Genomic DNA, 18,900 nt, shown 5'->3' on the forward strand with positions numbered 1-18,900 from the left:
GCGGGCCGGCATTATACGTGGCTGCCCTTGAGCCGCGCGGCGAGGGTGCACACGCGCCGGCCGAGTGCCCGGCACAGCACGGCTTCGTCATCGCTCAGGGGCGCGGCGTTGTCACCGAAACTGACATGGCTGGCGCCGTAAGGCGTGCCGCCGGTTCGGGTGCTGCTCAGGCTGGGCTCGCTGTAGGGCAGACCGACCAGCACGCAGCCGTGGTGGAGCAGCGGCAGACTCATGCTCAGCAAGGTCGATTCCTGACCGCCGTGCAGGCTGGAGGACGAGGTGAAGACCGCGGCAGGCTTGTCCTTGAGCGCGCCGTTCATCCACTGCGCGGCGGTGCCATCAAGAAAGTATTTGAGTGGCGCCGCCATGTTGCCGAAGCGTGTAGGGCTGCCGATGATGATGCCGTCGCAGGCTGACAGGTCTTCAGCGCTGGCGTAAACCGGGCCATCGTCCGGGATGTCCGGGCTGGCCACGCGTGTTTCTGCGGCCACTTTGGGCACGGTTCGCAGCAGGGTTTCGCCGCCAGCCTCACCAACGCCTCGACCGATCTGCCGGGCCATGGCAGCGGTCGCGCCATGATGGCTGTAGTACAGCACCAGAATCCTTGTGCTCATGCGCGGGCATCCTGGGTGTTGTGCAGGCCAACCTGTTCGGGGGCGTACAAATGACAACGCACCCAATGCGCCTGCTCGGGCGTGCCGCAGTTGTGATTGTCAGGCTCCTGCTCTTTGCAGCGTGGCATGGCGTCCGGGCAGCGCGTGTGGAACGGGCAGCCTGATGGTGGCGACAGCGGGCTGGGCACATCGCCGCTGAGCACGATGCGCTGACTTTCAGTGTGCGGGTCCGGCACCGGCACAGCCGACATCAGAGCGCGCGTATACGGATGTCTGGGCTGGGCAAACAGGGTTTCGGCTTCGGCCAGTTCGACCATCTGGCCCAGGTACATCACACCCACCTGATGTGAGATGTGCTGCACCACCGCGAGGTCATGGGAGATGAACAGAAATGCGATGCCGAACTCATCCTGCAACTCGCGGATCAGGTTCAGCACCTGAGCCTGAACCGAGACATCCAGCGCCGATACGGCTTCGTCCGCGACGATGAATTTGGGCTGCAGGGTCAGGGCGCGGGCAATGCCGATGCGCTGGCGCTGGCCGCCGGAAAATTCGTGCGGGTAGCGCGACAACGCCTGTTTGCGCAGGCCGACAATCTCGATCAGTTTTTCGACCCGGGCACGGCGCTCCGATGGCGCGCCGATGTTGTGCAGGTCGAGCGGCTCCATCAGCGTGTCCAGAATGGTGCGGCGCGGATTAAGCGAGGCGTAAGGGTCCTGGAAGATGATCTGCATTTCGCGGCGTCGCGCATGCAGGGCCTTGGCGTCGATGCCGGTGACCGGGCGGCCATCCAGCTCCACCGTGCCACTGGTCGGTTCATGCAGGCGCAGCACGGCGCGGCCCAGGGTGGATTTGCCGCAGCCGGACTCGCCGACCAGTCCCAGCGTCTGCCCGGCGGCCACCTCGAAGCTGACATCGTGAACCGCCCGCAGGGTGCTTTTGCCGCGCCCCAGCAGGTTGCCGCCGATGTGGAAATGCTTGCTCAGTCTGGTGACCTTGAGCATCAGCGGACCTCCCCTTGAACCGGGTTGTAGCAGGCCAGCTCGTGGCCGCTGTGCTCGTCCCCCTGCAGCGGCGGGTGAGCGCTGTGGCAGAGGTCGATGGCCTGACCGCAGCGCTCGACAAAGCGGCAGCCGCGCGGCAGGTGCAGAAGATCGGGAACCGTGCCGGCAATCGTCGGCAGGCTGTCCAGGCGCTGCGTGCGGATACGCGGCACCGAAGCCAGCAGGCCGGCCGTGTAAGGGTGGGCGGGTGCTGCAAACAGCGGCCCGGTGGCCGATTGCTCGATCAGCTTGCCGCAATACATGACGCAGGCGCGATGACAGGTTTGCGCCACCACGCCCAGGTCATGGGTGATCAGCATCATCGCGGTGCCCAGATCCTGGGACAGCTTGACGATCTGCTCCAGCACCTGGGCCTGAATGGTCACATCCAGCGCGGTGGTCGGTTCGTCGGCGATGATCAGCTTGGGCTCGCACGACAGCGCCATGGCGATCATCACGCGCTGGCGCATGCCGCCGGACAGCTGGTGCGGGTAATCATCGATACGCCGCTCCGGGCTGGGAATGCCCACCCGGGCCAGCCAGTCGATGGCACTTTGGCGGGCCTGCTTGCGGGTCAGGCCCTGGTGCCGGCGCAGCACTTCACCCATCTGCGTGGCGATGGTGAAGACCGGGTCCAGGGCGGTCATCGGTTCCTGGAAGATCATCGCGATGTCGCGGCCGCGGACCTTGCGCATCTCGCGTTCGGACAGGCTGAGCAAATCCTGGCCCTGGAACAGAATCTGCCCGCCAACGATACGCCCCGGCGGTGACGGGATCAGGCCCAGTATGGCCAGCGAGGTGACGGACTTGCCGCAACCGGACTCGCCGACGATGCCCAGGGTTTCCCCCGGCATGACGTCAAAGCTGATGCCGTCGAGCGCGCGCGCCACACCCTTGTCGGTGTGAAATTCGACTTGCAGGTCACGGACCTTGAGCAGTGGTTCGCTCATGTTAGTGAACCTTCTTCGGATCCAGCGCGTCCTGCAACGCGTCGGAAAACAGATTGAACGCCATGACCAGAACAAACAGCATGCCCGAGGCGGCGAAGAAGTTCTTGAATTGACCGACGATGACCTCCTGGGTGCTTTCGGCAATCATCAGGCCCCAGCTCACGCCGTCCTGCACGCCAAGACCGAGAAACGACAGGATGACTTCGGACTTGATCGCGGAGACGAACACGATGGTGGCCTGGACCAGCAGCAGATGCGAGGTGTTGGGCAGGATGTGGCGGAAAATGATCAGGTGCTGGGGCACGCCGATGGCGCGCGCAGCCTCGATGAATTCCAGCTCCTTGAGCTTCATGACCTCGCCACGCACCACCCGGGCGGTGGTGGTCCAGAAGGTCGCAATCATGGCCGCGTGCATGGCCAGCGGATGGCCCTGCAGGGCGAACGCCACGGCCGCCACGAACAGGTAGAAGGGGATCGAGTCCAGGGTGCCCATCAGCCACAGGATGACCTCGTCACTCCAGCGCCCGGCGAAAAAGCCCGAAATGGCGCCCAGGATGGCCCCCAATATGGTGCTCAGTACAGCCACCGAGAGGCCGATCTCGAACGCGGTTTTGGTGCTGTAAATGGCCCGGTCGAAAATATCCTGGCCTGACAGATTGGTGCCGAACCAGTGTGCGCTGGACATCGGCAGATTGCTGCCGCTGGTCAGTGTGCTCCACTGCTGGCCCCACAGATCCAGCCATACGCCCAGGGCGATGACGAAATAACCCAGCACGATACCGGCCGAGGCCAGGCCAAAACGATCGCCCAGGAACTTGCGCCAGGCTTTCGACCAGAAGGATTCGCCGGCACTCATTTCAGTTCCACCCGGGGATCAAACAGACGGTAGAGCACATCGGTGACGATCAGGACGACCACGAACAGCACCGCCGTGGCGCCGACAACCGCCTTGAGCACCGGCTGATCGCCGGTGGTGATGGCGTCATAGGTGACCTTGCCGACACCGGGAATGCCGAAATAGCTTTCGATCAGCAGTGAACCGGAGATCACCACCAGCGGGATCGAGAACATGATGCGCGTGATGATCGGAATCATGCTGTTCTTGAGCACCCGCTTGAGCAGAATGCTGCGTGCCGAGGCGCCGTAGGCGCGTGCGGTGCGGATGTGGTCCTTGCCCAGCTCCTCGACGATGACGGCGCGGTAGAAGCGCGTGTTGTAGCCCAGCGAAACAAACACGATGGCCAGGGTTGGCACGGTCACGTAGTAGAGGTATTCGCCGAGGGTGTCCATCGACCAGCCGCGCACCGGAAACATGTTGAGGCCGTAGGCCGAGGAAAACATGACCTGGAAGCCGATGATGATGATCAGAAAACTCACGCTCATGCCGACCACAGCAAACGTCATGATGCTTTTGTCGATCCAGGTGCTGCGATAGTAGGCGGCCAGCAAGGCGAGCAAGATGCCGATGACGTTGCCAAGCACGAAGCCGGGCAGGGTCAGGGCCAGCGAGATCGGGATGGTGCGGCCAAGCAGTCGGGTGACCCGTTCGCCGGTGGAATCAGAGTGACCGAAATTCAGCGTGGCCAGCTCGATGACATAGGTGGTGTAGCGCTTGAAGAAGGGTTGGTCGTAGCCCAGATCGGCCCGGATCTGGGCGATCTGCTCCTCAGTCGGGTTCTTGCCGGCCAGCTCGTAGGTTTTGTCCGGACCGAAGTAAACCATCAGCACGAAACTGATGAAGGTCACGCCAAGAATCAGCGGCAGCCCCGCGAGGAGCTTCTTCAGGGTGTACTGCAGCACGGTTTCAGGACGCTGGCGCGGTCTGTTCGTCGGCGTTCTTGATGTCGACGTAGCGCAGCCAGAATCCGCCCAGAATCTCGCGGTTGGGCAGGCCGATCACGTCTTTGTGCCACAGATAGATGCGATTGCGCGACAAGCCGCTGATGGTCACGCAGTCGTCTAGCACCATCTGACTCATGTCCAGATAGAGCTTTTCGCGCTCCGGACCGGGCTGCATCACCGCGGTTTTTTCGAACAGGGCGTCAAAGGCCGGATTGTTGTAGTTCGAGTTGTTCGAGCCCGGCGTGTGGTTGGGGCCGTAGAACAGCTGCAGGGTGTTTTCCGAATCCGGGTAATCCAGCCCCCAGCCCATCGGGATCACGTCCAGCTGGCTGGTTTTGATGGCTTTGTTGTAGTCGCCGAAGGTGGCGAAGCTGACCGGTTTGATCTTGGACGACGGATAACCGATGTCGGCCATGAAGCCACGGAACTGCTCGAACAGCTGGCGGCTGGTTACCGAGTTCTGAAAGCCATATTCCAGCGTGGGCAGGTTGTCTTGTGTCCAGCCGGCTTTTTCCAGGCGCGTGCGGGCCCGCTCAAGATTGCGGCTGATCGAGTCCTGCGGCAGTTTGCTGTGCAGGTCGCTGGCCGCCGGCGGCACGATGCCCGGGAAGACCACGCCGATACCGGAATAGAAGCGGTTGTTGCGGGCGCTCCAGTCCATGGCATCGCGCATGGCGCAGCGCAATTCACGGTTGCGCGCGTCTTGCTGCGGATCATCGTTGTGGCCGAGGTAAGGTTTGTCCATGTTCAGGCTGGTGAACACGAAGCCGGCTTCAACCCCGGTTGTCGAATGGTAGCGCTCAGTCCAGTCCGGTTTCAGCTTGATCGGATCGCGGCTGTCCAGCACGGTGTCGGTCTGCTCCACCGGCACGCTGGTGAACTGGATTTCGTTGCCCTTGGTGAAGGAATTCCAGCGCGCGGCGGTTTCCAGGATGAAATCGATTTCCAGGCGGTCGATGAAGGGCGGGCTGCGGCCTTCAATGGCTTCCAGTCCGAGGCCACCGTGGATTGCCGGGTCGAAACCTTCGGCGGCCAGGTCGATGGGCTCCTGGCGAAAATGCGGGTTGGCTTCCAGCACGGCTTTGGCGGTATCGAACTTGGCCATGCGGAACGGGCCGGAACCGACCGGGCGAATCGACAGCTCGCGGCCGTATTTGTCCACAGCTTCATGCGGCACTACGCCGGCAAAGCCCATGGCCAGGGTGTAGGTCAGCTGCGGGTAGGGTTTGGTTAGATGAATCGCCAGCGTGTGGTCATCCACCACCTCGAGGCCTTCAACGTCCTCATTGTAATCCGCACCATCCTGGCCCCACTGGTCTAGGCCCTTGATACGTCCAGCCCACAACCACGAGCCCTGCGAGCGGTTGGATGGATCGAAGTGGCGTTTCAGTGAGTAGGCCACATCGGCGGCCACCAGTTCGCGGCCCTGGCCATTTTCGAAGGCGGGGTCATCCACGAAGCGCACGCCGGGTTTGATGCGGATGGTGTAGCTCAGGCCGTCGTCCGAAATTTCGGGCATGGCCGCGGCAAGATTGGGTTTCAGTGCATACGGACGCGTCAGATACTTATAACTGTAGAGCGTGTCATAGGTGTTCAGAACCAGGAAATTGGCGTAAACAGTGGCCGAATGCAGCGGATCCAGATTGGTGGGTGCACCGTCCATGGAGTGCCGATACACTTTGATGGCTTCGCCGTCAGCATTGGTCGCTGGTTGGTCCGAGCCTTTGCTGCAAGCGCCAAGGCCCAGCGCAACGAGCAATGTGGCAAGGTAGGTGACGGCGTGATTTCGCATGACTCCCCAATCCGGTGTTCGGCAAAAGACTAATGACGCAACAGCATAGCAAGTGGTTCCCCCGGACTGCGCTCCTGATGGGAATTGTGGCGCTGTCGGCGTGCGCTGGGCTGCCAAGCAAGCCGCTTGCCAAAGCGCCCGAGCCGGCGCCCGTGCGGTTGGTCAGTCTGTCCCCGCCACCACCCAGCCCGCAGCTGATTCGAGGGCTGGCGGGGGTAGAACTGGAGATCATGGAGTTTCCGGTGCGTGGGCCACGCCATATGGCCTGGCAGCAGCGCGTGCTGACGGTAGAGTCCTTGGCTGCGCAGGGCTATGCGTCTCAGGCCCAGCAGCGTCTTGATGTCTTGCGTGCCGAGGTATTGCGCGAAAGTGCGGCTTATTACCGTATGCAGGCTTTGCGCTATCACAGCCAGGCCAAGCAGTTTGCGCGCCTCAACAGCGACCAGTACGATCGCTTGCGCGCGCTTGATTTTGCGGTGCATGAAAGCGCATTCAAATCAGCCTATTTCCAGGGCCGTGCACTGGTGCGTGAGTTGTGGGCGGCTCACGCCTGGGTGACGGTGCGGTCCGGAGACACCCTGGCGTCTATCGCCGCGCAGCGTGCGGTTTACGACAACCCCAATTTGTGGCCATTGCTGAAGTCAGCCAACAAGGGCTTGTTGTTCCGTAATCCGCCGCTGCAACCGGGTTGGCGCCTGCGTTATCCGCTACACCCCCGACTGGACGAGATTTTTGCTGCCGTTGAGGGCCTTCATTAGGAGCACGGTGGCTCGAACGGCAGGCATCCCGCCGTCGAATCAGGCCGCGCTGTGATACGCGCTCAGCCTTGCTGCAGGCGTTCGATCAGCGCCTCGACCGACCACGGCAGTTTTTCGGCATCTCCGCCGGCGCGGGCTTTGTATTCGATCTCGCCGGCTTCAAGGCCCCGCTCCGACAGCACCACCCGATGCGGGATGCCGATCAGTTCGGCGTCGCCAAACATCTGGCCCGGGCGCAGACCGCGATCGTCCCACAGCACATCGAAACCGGCGCTGAGCAATGCGTCATAAATCTGCGCGATTTCCTGTTCAAGCTTTTCCGATTTCTTGGGATTGATCGGGTTGAGCAGCACTTCAAACGGTGCAATGGCCTGAGGCCAGACGATGCCAGCGTCGTCGTGGCGCTGTTCGATCGCCGCGGCAACCACGCGAGAAACCCCGATGCCGTAGCAGCCCATGTAGGGCACGGCATCCTTGCCGTTGGCGTCGAGCACGGTGGCCTTCATCGCCTCGGTGTACTTGCGTCCCAGCTGGAAGATGTGACCAACCTCGATGCCACGCACGAAGGCCAACTTGCCGCCGTCTGGCGCGGTGTCGCCGGGGCACACCTCGCGCAGGTCCTCGACCCGCGGTTCGGCCAGATCCCGACCCCAGTTGACGCCCTGCAGGTGTTCGCCGTCACGGTTGGCGCCGCATACGAAGTCGGCCAGGGTGGCGGCATCGGCGTCGGCGATGACCGGCAACTTAAGCCCGACCGGGCCGAGTGAACCTGGCGCACAGCCGGTTGCAGCGCGAATTTCGTCGTCACTGGCCAGGGTGCAGCCGCCCAGAATCTTTTCCGCCTTGAGCAGATTGAGATTGTGATCGCCCTGCAGGCACAGCGCGAACAGCTCGCCGGCGTCGTTCTTCACGATCATGGTCTTGAGGCACTGTGCCGCTGCCACATCCAGCAGGCTGGCGACAGCTTCTATGCTGCGCTGATCCGGCGTGGCCAGCGTGCTCATGGCCTGGCTGGCTTCGCCGCGCGCACTGCGCAGGGGCTGGCACACTGCGGCCTCGACGTTGGCCGCGTAATCGCCCGAATCGGACACTGCCAGCAGGTCCTCGCCACTGCCGGCGAGCACGTGAAACTCCTCGGATTGCTTGCCGCCGATGTTGCCGGAGTCGGCCTGCACGATGCGGAATTCCACGCCCACGCGTTCGAAGATGCGGCTGTAGGCGGCACGCATACCAGCATAGGTTTCGGCCAGCGAGGCTTCATCCATATTGAACGAGTAAGCGTCCTTCATGAGGAACTCGCGCGCCCGCATGACCCCGAAACGGGGACGGATTTCATCGCGGAACTTGGTCTGAATCTGGTAATAGTTGACCGGCAGCTGCTTGTAGCTTTTGACGTCCTGACGCACCAGCGAGGTGATCACTTCCTCGTGGGTCGGGCCGTAGCAGTAATCGCGCTCATGACGGTCGGTCAGGCGCAGCATCTCCGCGCCCATCACATCCCAGCGACCCGATTCCTGCCACAGCTCGGCCGGGTGCACGCTGGGCATCAGCAGTTCCACGGCACCGGCGCGGTTCATTTCCTCGCGCACGATGGCCTCGACCTTGCGCAGGGTTTTCAGGCCCAGCGGTGTCCAGGTGTAAAGACCGGCTGCAAGGCGCCGGATCATGCCGGCGCGCAGCATCAGCTGGTGGCTGACAATCTCGGCATCAGCCGGGGTTTCCTTGCTGGTGACGACAGGGAATTGAGACAGGCGCATGATGAGTTCTAAAGAAAAATCTGGACGGGAGTTTCGCGCAGTTGATCCTGCGCGGGAGTGAAGGCACGCATTTCCAGCACGCCTTTGATGTTGAGCGAGATGACCAGCAGCCTGAGCGTGCTGTCCGGGCTGGCCGCGCGATCGTCGTCATCCGGCATCGGTGGCGAGTCCGGGTGGCTGTGATAAACCGCCAGCGGTTGCAGGCCGCGCGTCTGCGCGCTGCTGACCGCACGAGCGAATTCCTGGGCATCAATCGCATGGTGCAGTTCCGGGCTTTCAGCCTGGTTGCGCAGATGAACAATTTCGCGCGCTTGCGCATCGGTGCCCAGCACCAGACCGCAAACGCGCGCTTGCGGTGAGGTCTGGGCGTGCTTGAGCAGTTGCATCGCGAGCTCGCGGCTCAGCGTGATGGCGGGTTCGGACATCAGTGGTTTTGACACACAGGGCAGGCCGGATCGGCCGGAACCGTCCATTTTCGCCAATTTGTGGTGCGCGCGTCGAATGTGTGCAGCACGCCGCTGGTGGCCTGGCCGGTCAGCAGCTTGATGGTTTCCAGGGCCTGCAGGCTGCCGATCGTGCCCACCAGCGGGCCGAGTACGCCGGCCTGTTCGCAGGATTCCGCGGCTTCGCCGTCACCACGAAACACGCAGGCGTAACAGGGTGCGCCCGCTCGTCCGGGTTGCAGCACCATGAGCTGGCCTTCCCAGCGGATGGCGGCACCGCTGACCAGTGCCGTGCGCTGGCTGACACAGGCGCGGTTGATGGCGTGCCGGGTGGGGAAGTTGTCGCTGCAATCGAGCAGCACATCGCAGGTGCTGGCAAGCGCGCTGAGCGCGGCATCATCCGCGCGCTGTTCGATGACCTCGATTTGCGTGCTGCTGTTCAGCGCGCCAAGTTGCTGGGCCGCCGAGCGAGCCTTGTTTTCACCGATGCGTGCCTCGTTGTGCACGATCTGACGTTGCAGGTTGGACAGCTCCACCCGGTCGCCATCGACCAGGCTGAGCTGGCCGATACCGGCGCCCGCCAGATACAGCGCCGCTGCGGAGCCGAGGCCGCCCAGGCCGATGACGGCGACATGGGCATCGCCGAGCATGCCCTGACCGTGCGGGCCGATTTCGGTGAGGATTTCCTGGCGGCTGTAGCGGCTCATGCGCCTTTCCATTGGGCGTGGGTGTAGCGGTCGCGGCCGGCCAGATCCTGAGCTGTGGTGATCGTCTGAAAACCTTGTGCGGACAGGATCTCGCGCACCCGCTGGGCTTGATCATAGCCATGTTCCAGCGCCATATGGGCGCCCGCATGCAGGTGTGCCGGGGCGTGGCTGGCGATATGCCGGACCGCATCCAGGCCGTCGGCCCCGGAGGTCAGCGCGGATTGTGGTTCGTGGTGCAAATCGGCCAGATGGGCATCGCCCTCGGCAATGTAGGGCGGGTTGCTGACAATCAGGTCAAAGCGCTGGCCGGCCAGCGGCTCAAACCAGCTGCCGTGCGCGAAGTTCACCGCGACCTTGTGAGTTTGCGCGTTGCGTTGGGCGATGTGCAGCGCTGCGGCGCTGGCGTCGCTGGCGCTTACGCGCCAGCCCGGTCTTTCGCTGGCCAGCGCGATGGCGATGGCGCCACTGCCAGTGCCCAGATCAAGCACCTGCAGCGCATCACCCGGCAGGCTCAGGGCCCAATCCACCAAGCATTCGGTGTCGGCGCGAGGCACCAGACAAGCATCTGAAACCGCCAGTCTGAGTGACCAGAATTCCTGGTGGCCGAGCAGGTAGGCCACCGGTTCGCCATGCTTGCGGCGCGCAAGCAGGGCCTCGAACTGTGTCGCCTGCGCTGCGTTGAGCGTGTCATCGGCGTGGCTGAACAGGCGGCTGCGTGTGCAGTTGAGGGTCTGGCACAGCAGCAGCTCGGCATCCAGGCGGGCGCTGTCGGAAACCTCGGCCAGTGCAGCGCTGGCGCGCGCTAAGGTTTGACGGATGGTTTCAGACACCCAGCTCGGCCAGTTGCGCGGCCTGATGCTCGGCGATCAGCGGCTGGATCAGCGGGTCCAGATCGCCGGCAATAATGGCGTCGAGCTTGTACAGGGTGAGGTTGATGCGGTGATCGGTCACCCGGCCCTGCGGGAAGTTGTAGGTGCGAATGCGCTCGGAGCGGTCGCCGGAGCCCACCAGGGCCTTACGCGTGGCCGCTTGCTCAGAGGCTTGCTGGGTGCGCTGTATGTCGAGCATGCGCGCGGCCAGCAGCGACATGGCGCGGGCTCTGTTCTTGTGCTGCGAACGTTCGTCCTGGCACTCGACCACGATGCCGCTGGGGATGTGCGTGATGCGCACCGCCGAGTCGGTCTTGTTGACATGCTGGCCGCCGGCGCCGGATGCGCGGTAGGTGTCGATGCGCAGATCCTTGTTTTCGATGTCGACCGCGTCGACCTCGTCCATCTCCGGCAGGATGGCCACGGTGCAGGCCGAGGTATGGATGCGGCCTTGTGATTCGGTTTCCGGCACACGTTGCACGCGATGCGCGCCCGATTCGAACTTGAGTCTGGAGTAGGCGCCGTGGCCAACCACGCGGCTGATGATTTCCTTGTAACCACCGTGTTCGCCTTCGCTGGCGGACAGCACCTCGATCTGCCAGTTCTGGCTCGCTGCGTAGCGCTCGTACATGCCGAACAGGTTGCCGGCGAAAATGGCGGCTTCATCACCACCGGTGCCGGCACGGATTTCCAGAAAGATGTTGTTGTCGTCGGCCGGGTCGCGAGGCAGCAAATGCACCTGCAAGGCCTGCTCGCGCTCCTCCTGTGCAACGCTCAGGCTTTCCAGTTCGGCTTCGGCCATCTCGCGGATTTCGGCGTCGTCTTCCTTGAGCATGGCTTTGAGGTTGGCGCGCTCATCCTCGCCGGCACGAAAACCCTTGAAGGTTTCGATCACCGGCTCAAGCTGGGCGTACTCCTGTGAGAACTTGCGAAACTTGTCCTGGTTGCCGATGACTTCGGGGTCGGACAGTTCCATGCCAAGTTCCTCGAAGCGGCTTTGCAGGTCTTCAAGGCGGCGTATCAGCGAAGGATTCATTCTTTGTCGTCGAGCTGGAACAGGTCGTTAAGCAGTTTGAGCTGGGTGTCGCGCTTGTCGCCCTTGAGCTCGCGCAGGCTCAGGCTGGGACGGTGCAGAAACTGCTGGGTCAGATTGTGGGTCAGGCGTTCGAGCACCTGATCGGGGTCGCCGCCCCTGCGCAGTTGGGCGCGGGCCTGCTCAAGCTGCAGCTTGGCCATTTCAGCGGTCTGGGTGCGCAGGCGGCGGATGGCATCGTGATTGGCGCGCTGGGCCATCCAGTCGATGAATTCACGGGTTCCGGACTCGATGATGTCGCGCGCCGAGTCGGCGGCCGCCTCGCGGGCGCGGCGGTTTTCGTCGGCCACCGCTTGCAGATCATCCACGGTGTACAGGTAGACATCCGGGTTGTTGCTGACATCCGGGCTGATGTTGCGCGGCACGCCCAGGTCGATCATCAGCACCGCTTTGCGTTTGCGTTGGGCAAACGCGGCTTTGACCATGGCGTGGTCGATCAGACGCTGTTCTGTGGCCACCGTGGTGACGATGAGGTCGGCATGAGGCAGCTGGGCCGTAATGCCGTCCAGGCCGCAGCTGACACCGCGAAATTGCTCGGCCAGCGCGCGTGCGCGCTCCGGCGTGCGGTTGGCTACGGTGATGCGCGGCTGGCCCATGGCATACAGATGCTCGGTGACCAGCCGGGCGGTGTCGCCGGCACCGATGACGAGGACGTCGCGGCCTTTCAGATTGGCGAAGATTTCACCGGTCAGGCTGGCCGCGGCCGAGGCCACTGAGACCGAGCGGGCGCCGATTTCAGTGCGCGTGCGTACATCCTTGGCGACATGAAAAGCGTGTTCGAACAGGCGCGTCAGCACCGGCCCGAGCGTGTTGTGCTCGCGCGCTATGCGAAATGCATCTTTCATCTGGCCCAGAATCTGCGGCTCGCCAAGAATCATTGAGTCCAGTCCCGAGGCTACCCGCAGGGCATGTCGTACCGCGCGTTGTTCGTCGTAGCTGAACAGATGTGGGTCGAGTTCCTGGGGCGAAATGCGGCCACGTTCGCTCAGCCATGAGCTGATCCGCGGGCCAGCGCCGCCGACGGTGAAGATCTCTGTGCGGTTACAGGTCGACAGGATGGCGGCTTCAGAAATGCCGGGCACGGCGCGGATTTCCGAAAGGGCCTGTGGCAGGGCCTCGGTGGCGATGGCCACTCGCTCACGCAGCGTCAGCGGCGCGGAGTGGTAGTTGAGGCCCAGCGCGAACAAGGACATTACGCTCCGCGAAAAGCGAAGGTGGCCGCGTGGCTGGGCCCGGCGATGGATAGCATCATGGGCCGGGATGGATTGTGGATAATGCGCGCAATACGATATTTTCCGTGATGCCCGGTTTTGGAACAAGCGCTTATCGCGCGTGTCCATGTAGGAATTAGCAAAAGCCGCGCCACCAATGACATCCCGCGGACCAGGATTCGGGTGACACCCACAGCAATGAAGTTGACCATCATCAAACCGATTATTCCTGCCTTGGGGCTGGCGCTGGGATTGCTGGGCTGCGCGTCGCAGCCGGTTGAAGCGCCGCTGGAAACCGAATTCGACCGCCTGTGGCAAGCCTCAGCCGAAAATCCGGATGTTGAACTTGGCGCTGCCGTGCTGGCCGGTGAGCTTGCGGCCCAGCGAGGCATGCGCGATGAAGCCGCCGAGCACTATGCCCGTGCGGCGGCGTTGAGCGCCGATCCGCTGACAGCGCAACGCGCCACCCAGCTGGCTTTGCAGGCTGAAAATGCTGATCTGGCTGATCTGGCCGCAGCCCGTTGGGTTGAGCTGGATGCGGAAAACTCCGGTGCTTATGAAATCGCCGCGCGCCTTGCGCTGCGCGCTTCGGACCACCAACGTGCGGTGCACCTGCTGCGTCAGATGCTGAGTCTGGATGAGAGTGACGAGCAGGCGGCGCTGGTCAGCGTGGCCGAGATCTTGTCGCTGGAGCCCGAGGCCTCACAGCAGGCGCTCGGCTTGTTCGACCAGGTTACCGCCGGTCAAGCCCTGAGTGCAGCGCATGCCTATGCCCGCGGGCTGCTGGCATACCGGGTGGATGAACAGGATGCAGCCCGCGCTGCGGTGGCCGACGCGCTGGCCTTGCGTCCCGAGTGGCGTCCGGCGCAGCTGCTGGGATTGCGTTTGCAGCTGCAGGCCGAAAATCTGAGCGCTGCTGAGCAGCTCATTCGCGATATGCATGTGGCGGACCCCAAGAACCTAGAGTTGCGGCTGTCGTTGGGATCCCTGCTGCTTGAGTTTGAGCAGATCGATATGGCGCGGCGTGAATTCACCAATGCGCTCAAGATCGATGCCGACAATGCAGCGGCCCTGTACGCCCTGGGCTTGATCGAGATGGATCTGGGCAACTACGAAGCTGCAGAAAAGCGCTTTACCCGCCTGCAGAATCGCGGCGAGCGATTGTCCGATACCTCGTATTACCTCGGTCGCATTGCCGAGGAGCGCGGCGACATTCTGCGCGCCATGCAGTTTTACCGCGAAGTTCGTGATGGTCGCAGGGTGATTGATGCAGCGGTTCGCCAGGCTGTGATTATCAGTCGCCAGGGCAACATGGAGGCGGCGCGCTCCTATCTGGAGACGCTGCGCCTGCGCTTCCCGCAGCAAGAGTTGCGCCTGTGGCAGATCGAAGGCGAGTTGCTGTTTCGCGCCAATCAAGATGATGAGGCGCTGGTGGTGTATCAGCAGGGCCTGGCTCAGTACCCGGAAGATCATGATCTGCTCTACGGTCGGGCCATTGTTTACGAGCGCATGGGCGATGTCTCCGCGGCCGAAGCCGATCTGCGGACCATCGTGGCCGAGGCGCCGGATGATGCGCGTGCCTTGAATGCGCTGGGCTACATGCTGACCAACCACGGCGACAGTTTTGCCGAGGCGGAAACGCTGATTCGTCGCGCCTTGGCCTTGACCCCGGATGATCCGGCGGTGATCGATTCACTCGGCTGGGTGCTGTTCCGTCAGGGTGATATTGAGCAGGCTCGGGTTTATCTGGAGCGCGCCTGGGGGCAGCTCAAGGATCCGGAGGTGGCCGCACACTTTGGTGAGGTGCTGTGGCTACAGGGCGAGCATGAGCGCGCCCGGCATGTCTGGAATGAAGCGCTTATTGAAAATCCCACCCATCGCGTGCTGCGCGAAACTGTCCGGCGCCTGGATACCGCGCTTTAAGCAATGGAACGAAAAATCCGGCAGCACTGTGGCGCCTTGCTGATTGTGCTGCTTGGCTTAAGTGGCTGCAGTGTGATGCCATCGCCAGCGCCACAAACCAGCGCAGCGGCCGAGGCCGAGCGCGGCCGCGCGGCGTTATCGCAATGGACGCTTAAAGCCCGTCTGACCACGCCTGATCAGCGCGCCAGTCTGCGCTGGCGGCAGTCGGAGCAAAATTTTGATCTGCTGCTGCGCGGCCCGTTCGGCTTCGGCGGCGTGCGGATCGTCGGCTCCCCGGATCAGGTCACCATTGATGATGGCGACGAGCTTGAGGTGAGTGATAACCCGGAGCTGGACATCTACCAACGTACCGGCATGGTCGTGCCGCTGGCGGCGCTTGGTTGGTGGGTGCGTGGGCTGCCTGCGCCGCATGAACCCGCTCAGCTGGAGCGTGATGTCGCCGGGCATATCCGCGTGATTCGCCAGAGCGCCTGGGTCATACAACTGGCTGACTACGAAACGGTTGATGGTTTGTCCATGCCGCAATCGGTGCGCATGGAACACCTGCCGTGGTTTCTGCAGCTCGACGTCTCTTCGTGGGCATTTTGAGCGCGCCGCAGGCCGGGCTGGGTGCGCAGTCACGCTGGCCAGCACCCGCCAAGCTGAATTTGTTTCTGCATGTGCTGGGGCGCCGCGCCGACGGGCGTCACAATCTGCAGACCCTGTTCCAGATTCTGGATTACGGCGACGAACTGGATTTCGTGCTGCGCGATGACGAGCAAATTGTGCTCCACGATGCGCTGGATGGCGTGGCCGCAGAAGACAATCTGTGTGTCCGCGCCGCACGTCTTGTTCAAGCCCACATGACCCGGCCGCGCGGTGTCGATATCCACTGCATCAAGCGCATACCCATGGGCGGAGGGCTGGGCGGTGGCAGCAGTGATGCAGCAACCTGTCTGGTTGCGCTCAATGCGCTGTGGGGTGTCGGTCTCGACGAGGACAGCTTGGCCCGGATGGGCCTGGGCTTGGGGGCGGATGTTCCGGTTTTCGTGCGCGGGCGCAGCGCGTTTGCGCAAGGCGTGGGTGAAGATTTGACAGCGCTGGCGTTGCCAGAGCCTTGGTATTGCGTGGTTACACCGGATTGTCATGTGCCGACAGGCGAGATCTTCGCGGCGCCGGAATTGACAAGAGATACCCCGCCGCTGACAATTTCCGACTTGCTTGCGCACACGGTACCTGTCGGCAATGACTGCTGGCCGGTGGTGGCAAGCCGATACCCGGCGGTGCGCCGTGCGCATGACAGCCTGTCCCGGTTCGGGGCGGCGCGGATGAGCGGCACCGGGGCGAGTGTATTCCTGCCGTGCGAATCGCGTGATCAGGCTTTGCACATTGCCTCGCAAATGCCGCGTGATTGGCACGTCTTCGTAGCGCAGGGACTGAATCAGTCGCCATTGCAGGCAATGGCGTACGGGTTGAGAACTGGGGTGTAGCCAAGCGGTAAGGCAGCGGGTTTTGATCCCGTGTACCGTAGGTTCGAATCCTACCACCCCAGCCATATTTGCCACTTCATCGCGCCGCCATGACGGAATTGACTGACACACCTTCCCTGATGCTGTTCGCGGGCAACGCCTGCCCGGAACTCGCCAAGTCCATCGCCAAACAGCTCAATCAGTCCTTGGGCAAGGCCAGTGTCGGACGTTTCAGTGACGGCGAGGTCATGGTCGAGATCGAAGAGAACGTGCGTGGTCGCGATGTCTTCGTGATCCAGTCGACCTGTGCGCCGACCAATGACAACCTGATGGAGCTGCTGGCCATGATGGATGCATTGCGTCGCGCTTCAGCGGGTCGCATCACCGCCGTGATTCCGTATTTCGGCTATGCCCGACAAGATCGTCGCACCCGTTCCACGCGTGTGCCGATCACCGCCAAGCTGGTCGCCGATATGGTCTGTGCTGCGGGCGCCAATCGCGTGCTCACGGTGGATCTGCATGCCGAACAGATTCAGGGCTTCTTCCAGGTGCCGGTCGACAACGTCTATGCCTCACCGGTGCTGCTCTCTGATCTGTGGCGACAGAAGCACGATAACCTGATTGTAGTGTCACCGGACGTTGGTGGCGTGGTGCGTGCACGGGCGCTGGCCAAGCGTCTGGATGACGCCGATCTGGCGATCATTGACAAGCGTCGCCCCAAAGCCAATGTGGCTCAGGTGATGAACATCATCGGTGATGTGCAGGGCAAGACCTGCGTGATGATTGATGACCTTGTCGATACCGCCGGCACCCTGTGCCAGGCTGCTCAGGCTCTCAAGGATCATGGCGCGGCCAAAGTTGTGGCCTATGTGACGCATGCCGTGCTGTCCGGCCCGGCGATCGAAAACATCTCCGGTTCGGTGTTGGACGAGCTGGTGGTGACCGACACCATTCCGCTCAATGAGGCGGCACGCGGCTGCAGCAAGATTCGCAGCCTGGACACGGCCGCGTTGCTGGCGGAAACCATCCGCCGCGTGAGCAACGAAGAGTCGGTCAGCTCGCTCTACGTCGACTGATTTTTCACTGAATCGGCTGCGCATATTGCCGTTGCTGCGCGCCATTCGGTAAAATGGTGGATTCGCACCCGCTCGTCGGGTGTATTCATGCCCGTCATGCTTGGTCGCGAGCTGACGGGTTTATCGTCTCTAGGGAATACGAAAATGGAAGATTTCATCGTTAACGCTGAAGCCCGTACAGCGCAAGGGAAGGGTGCGAGCCGCCGCCTGCGTCGTGAGGGTAAGGTCCCGGCCATCCTTTACGGTGGCAAGGGCGAACCGCTGAACCTGCAGGTTGATGCCAACGAGCTGAACCACCACCTGCTGCATGAAGCGTTTTTCTCGCACATTCTGACCATCAAGCACGCTGCTGGCGAAGACCAGGCGGTGCTCAAGGATCTGCAGCGCCATCCGGCCAAAGCACAGATTCTGCACGCCGATTTCCAGCGCGTGGTCGCCGGTCAGGAACTGCGTATGAATGTGCCGCTGCACTTCATCAACGAAGGTGCCTCACCGGCTGGTAAGCAGGGTGGTGTGGTCGAGCATCTGGCCACTGAAGTCGAAATCCTGGTCCTGCCCAAAGATCTGCCGGAGTTCATCGAGGTTGATCTGGCTGCGTTGGAAATTGACCACACGGTCCACCTGTCCGACATCAAGCTGCCCAAGGGCGTCAAGCTGGCCGTGCTCGAGCACGGTGGTGATGATGCTGGCGTTGCCGTCGCCCACCTGCCGCGCGCAGCTGTGGAAACCGACGAGGACGAGGCTGAAGGCGAAGCTGGCGAAGACAGCGCCGAGGATTAATTCCCGATGACGGCCGAACTCAAGGCCATTGTCGGGCTGGGAAATCCTGGCGAGAAGTACACCAAAACCCGGCATAACGCCGGGTTTTGGCTAATTGAGCAGCTGTTGCGTGAAAGCCACGCCAGCGCCAAGTCGGTCAGCCGTCTGCACGGGCTGCATGCTCAGGTCAGTATCCGCAATCAGGCCGTTCATCTGCTTATGCCCATGACATTTATGAATGTCAGCGGCCGGGCGGTGCGTGCGCTGATGGATTTTTACAAGCTGCAACCCGAGCAGATCCTGCTCGTGCACGATGAGCTGGATTTACCGGCCGGTACCGCGCGACTCAAGCGTGGCGGTGGGCCGGGCGGGCACAATGGGCTCAAGGACACCATCCGTTGCATCGGTCGCGAGTTCGCGCGCCTGCGTATCGGTGTGGGGCATCCCGGTGACCGCGAGCAGGTCCTGGGCTATGTGCTGTCAGCGCCAGGCAAGGCAGATGCGCAGGCTTTGGACAATGCCGTGTATGCCGGTTGCCGGGCGATCGACGACTGGCTTGAGCGAGGCTGGGATTACGCTGTCAATCGACTGCATTCTTCAAATTGATGATCTAGG

At 62.5% G+C, this 18,900-nt stretch carries 19 protein-coding genes and 1 tRNA gene; 8 read left to right on the forward strand and 12 right to left on the reverse strand.

Going from position 1 to position 18,900, the window contains the following annotated elements; translation table 11 throughout:
- Window positions 1-11: 11 nt before the first annotated feature.
- The 6 genes from wrbA to ATO7_RS16385 are packed head-to-tail and all read right to left on the reverse strand — an operon-like array spanning window position 12 to window position 6,241.
- Complete coding sequence (wrbA, locus tag ATO7_RS16360) at window positions 12-614, reverse strand: NAD(P)H:quinone oxidoreductase (protein WP_083563493.1); 603 nt, start codon at window positions 612-614, stop codon at window positions 12-14.
- Window positions 611-1,618, reverse strand: a complete 1,008-nt coding sequence (locus ATO7_RS17150; protein ID WP_083563494.1) for an ABC transporter ATP-binding protein — start codon at window positions 1,616-1,618, stop codon at window positions 611-613. Before ATO7_RS17150 ends, wrbA begins: the two co-directional genes overlap by 4 nt.
- The gene (locus ATO7_RS17155; RefSeq protein WP_083563495.1) at window positions 1,618-2,607 is read right to left on the reverse strand and encodes an ABC transporter ATP-binding protein; all 990 of its coding nucleotides are present in this window, start codon (window positions 2,605-2,607) and stop codon (window positions 1,618-1,620) included. The genes ATO7_RS17150 and ATO7_RS17155 overlap by 1 nt, the downstream gene beginning before the upstream one ends.
- Window position 2,608: 1 nt before the next feature.
- Window positions 2,609-3,463: an ABC transporter permease gene (locus ATO7_RS16375; protein ID WP_083563496.1), complete on the reverse strand. Its 855-nt coding sequence runs from the start codon at window positions 3,461-3,463 to the stop codon at window positions 2,609-2,611.
- Window positions 3,460-4,407, reverse strand: coding sequence for an ABC transporter permease (locus tag ATO7_RS16380; protein WP_083563497.1), 948 nt, complete (start codon window positions 4,405-4,407; stop codon window positions 3,460-3,462). Before ATO7_RS16380 ends, ATO7_RS16375 begins: the two co-directional genes overlap by 4 nt.
- Before the next feature lie 4 nt (window positions 4,408-4,411).
- On the reverse strand, window positions 4,412-6,241 hold the full coding sequence (locus ATO7_RS16385; protein WP_083563498.1) for an ABC transporter substrate-binding protein: 1,830 nt from the start codon (window positions 6,239-6,241) through the stop codon (window positions 4,412-4,414).
- A 77-nt stretch (window positions 6,242-6,318) separates the two neighbouring features.
- On the opposite strand from ATO7_RS16385, the gene ATO7_RS16390 reads away from it, so the two are divergent.
- Window positions 6,319-6,999, forward strand: coding sequence for a LysM peptidoglycan-binding domain-containing protein (locus tag ATO7_RS16390; RefSeq protein WP_158523252.1), 681 nt, complete (start codon window positions 6,319-6,321; stop codon window positions 6,997-6,999).
- Window positions 7,000-7,061: 62 nt separating this feature from the next.
- Here ATO7_RS16390 and ATO7_RS16395 read toward each other — a convergent pair whose 3' ends face one another.
- From ATO7_RS16395 to hemA, 6 genes are read right to left on the reverse strand one after another with little or no spacing between them, the layout of a single operon-like run.
- Window positions 7,062-8,756, reverse strand: coding sequence for a proline--tRNA ligase (locus ATO7_RS16395; protein ID WP_083563500.1), 1,695 nt, complete (start codon window positions 8,754-8,756; stop codon window positions 7,062-7,064).
- A gap of 8 nt (window positions 8,757-8,764) precedes the next feature.
- Window positions 8,765-9,181, reverse strand: coding sequence for a Mov34/MPN/PAD-1 family protein (locus ATO7_RS16400; RefSeq protein ID WP_158523253.1), 417 nt, complete (start codon window positions 9,179-9,181; stop codon window positions 8,765-8,767).
- A complete protein-coding gene (locus tag ATO7_RS16405) occupies window positions 9,181-9,906 on the reverse strand; it encodes a HesA/MoeB/ThiF family protein (RefSeq protein ID WP_240499507.1) in 726 nt (241 codons plus the stop codon). Before ATO7_RS16405 ends, ATO7_RS16400 begins: the two co-directional genes overlap by 1 nt.
- Entirely contained in the window at window positions 9,903-10,736 is an 834-nt protein-coding gene (gene prmC, locus ATO7_RS16410) for a peptide chain release factor N(5)-glutamine methyltransferase (protein ID WP_083563503.1), read from the reverse strand. Before prmC ends, ATO7_RS16405 begins: the two co-directional genes overlap by 4 nt.
- A complete protein-coding gene (prfA, locus tag ATO7_RS16415) occupies window positions 10,729-11,811 on the reverse strand; it encodes a peptide chain release factor 1 (RefSeq protein ID WP_083563504.1) in 1,083 nt (360 codons plus the stop codon). Before prfA ends, prmC begins: the two co-directional genes overlap by 8 nt.
- Complete coding sequence (gene hemA / locus ATO7_RS16420) at window positions 11,808-13,061, reverse strand: glutamyl-tRNA reductase (protein WP_158523254.1); 1,254 nt, start codon at window positions 13,059-13,061, stop codon at window positions 11,808-11,810. Before hemA ends, prfA begins: the two co-directional genes overlap by 4 nt.
- A gap of 216 nt (window positions 13,062-13,277) precedes the next feature.
- On the opposite strand from hemA, the gene ATO7_RS16425 reads away from it, so the two are divergent.
- The 7 genes from ATO7_RS16425 to pth all read left to right on the forward strand — a co-directional run bounded on the left by ATO7_RS16425 (window position 13,278) and on the right by pth (window position 18,891).
- Complete coding sequence (locus ATO7_RS16425; protein WP_083563506.1) at window positions 13,278-15,002, forward strand: tetratricopeptide repeat protein; 1,725 nt, start codon at window positions 13,278-13,280, stop codon at window positions 15,000-15,002.
- Window positions 15,003-15,005: 3 nt separating this feature from the next.
- Window positions 15,006-15,590 carry a lipoprotein insertase outer membrane protein LolB gene (gene lolB / locus ATO7_RS16430; protein ID WP_083563507.1) on the forward strand — a complete coding sequence of 195 codons (585 nt, stop codon included), beginning with the start codon at window positions 15,006-15,008 and terminating at the stop codon, window positions 15,588-15,590.
- Window positions 15,584-16,471: a 4-(cytidine 5'-diphospho)-2-C-methyl-D-erythritol kinase gene (gene ispE / locus ATO7_RS16435; protein ID WP_407938474.1), complete on the forward strand. Its 888-nt coding sequence runs from the start codon at window positions 15,584-15,586 to the stop codon at window positions 16,469-16,471. The genes lolB and ispE overlap by 7 nt, the downstream gene beginning before the upstream one ends.
- Window positions 16,462-16,536: transfer RNA gene (locus ATO7_RS16440), tRNA-Gln, on the forward strand. Before ispE ends, ATO7_RS16440 begins: the two co-directional genes overlap by 10 nt.
- Before the next feature lie 24 nt (window positions 16,537-16,560).
- Window positions 16,561-17,526 (forward strand): ribose-phosphate diphosphokinase, encoded by a 966-nt coding sequence (locus ATO7_RS16445; RefSeq protein WP_083563508.1) that lies wholly within the window; start codon window positions 16,561-16,563, stop codon window positions 17,524-17,526.
- Between the two features lie 144 nt (window positions 17,527-17,670).
- Window positions 17,671-18,306, forward strand: a complete 636-nt coding sequence (locus ATO7_RS16450; RefSeq protein WP_083563509.1) for a 50S ribosomal protein L25/general stress protein Ctc — start codon at window positions 17,671-17,673, stop codon at window positions 18,304-18,306.
- A 6-nt stretch (window positions 18,307-18,312) separates the two neighbouring features.
- Entirely contained in the window at window positions 18,313-18,891 is a 579-nt protein-coding gene (pth, locus tag ATO7_RS16455) for an aminoacyl-tRNA hydrolase (protein ID WP_083563510.1), read from the forward strand.
- Window positions 18,892-18,900: the final 9 nt, after the last annotated feature.

Origin of the sequence: Oceanococcus atlanticus (assembly GCF_002088235.1) — a bacterium.
Lineage (GTDB): Bacteria > Pseudomonadota > Gammaproteobacteria > Nevskiales > Oceanococcaceae > Oceanococcus > Oceanococcus atlanticus.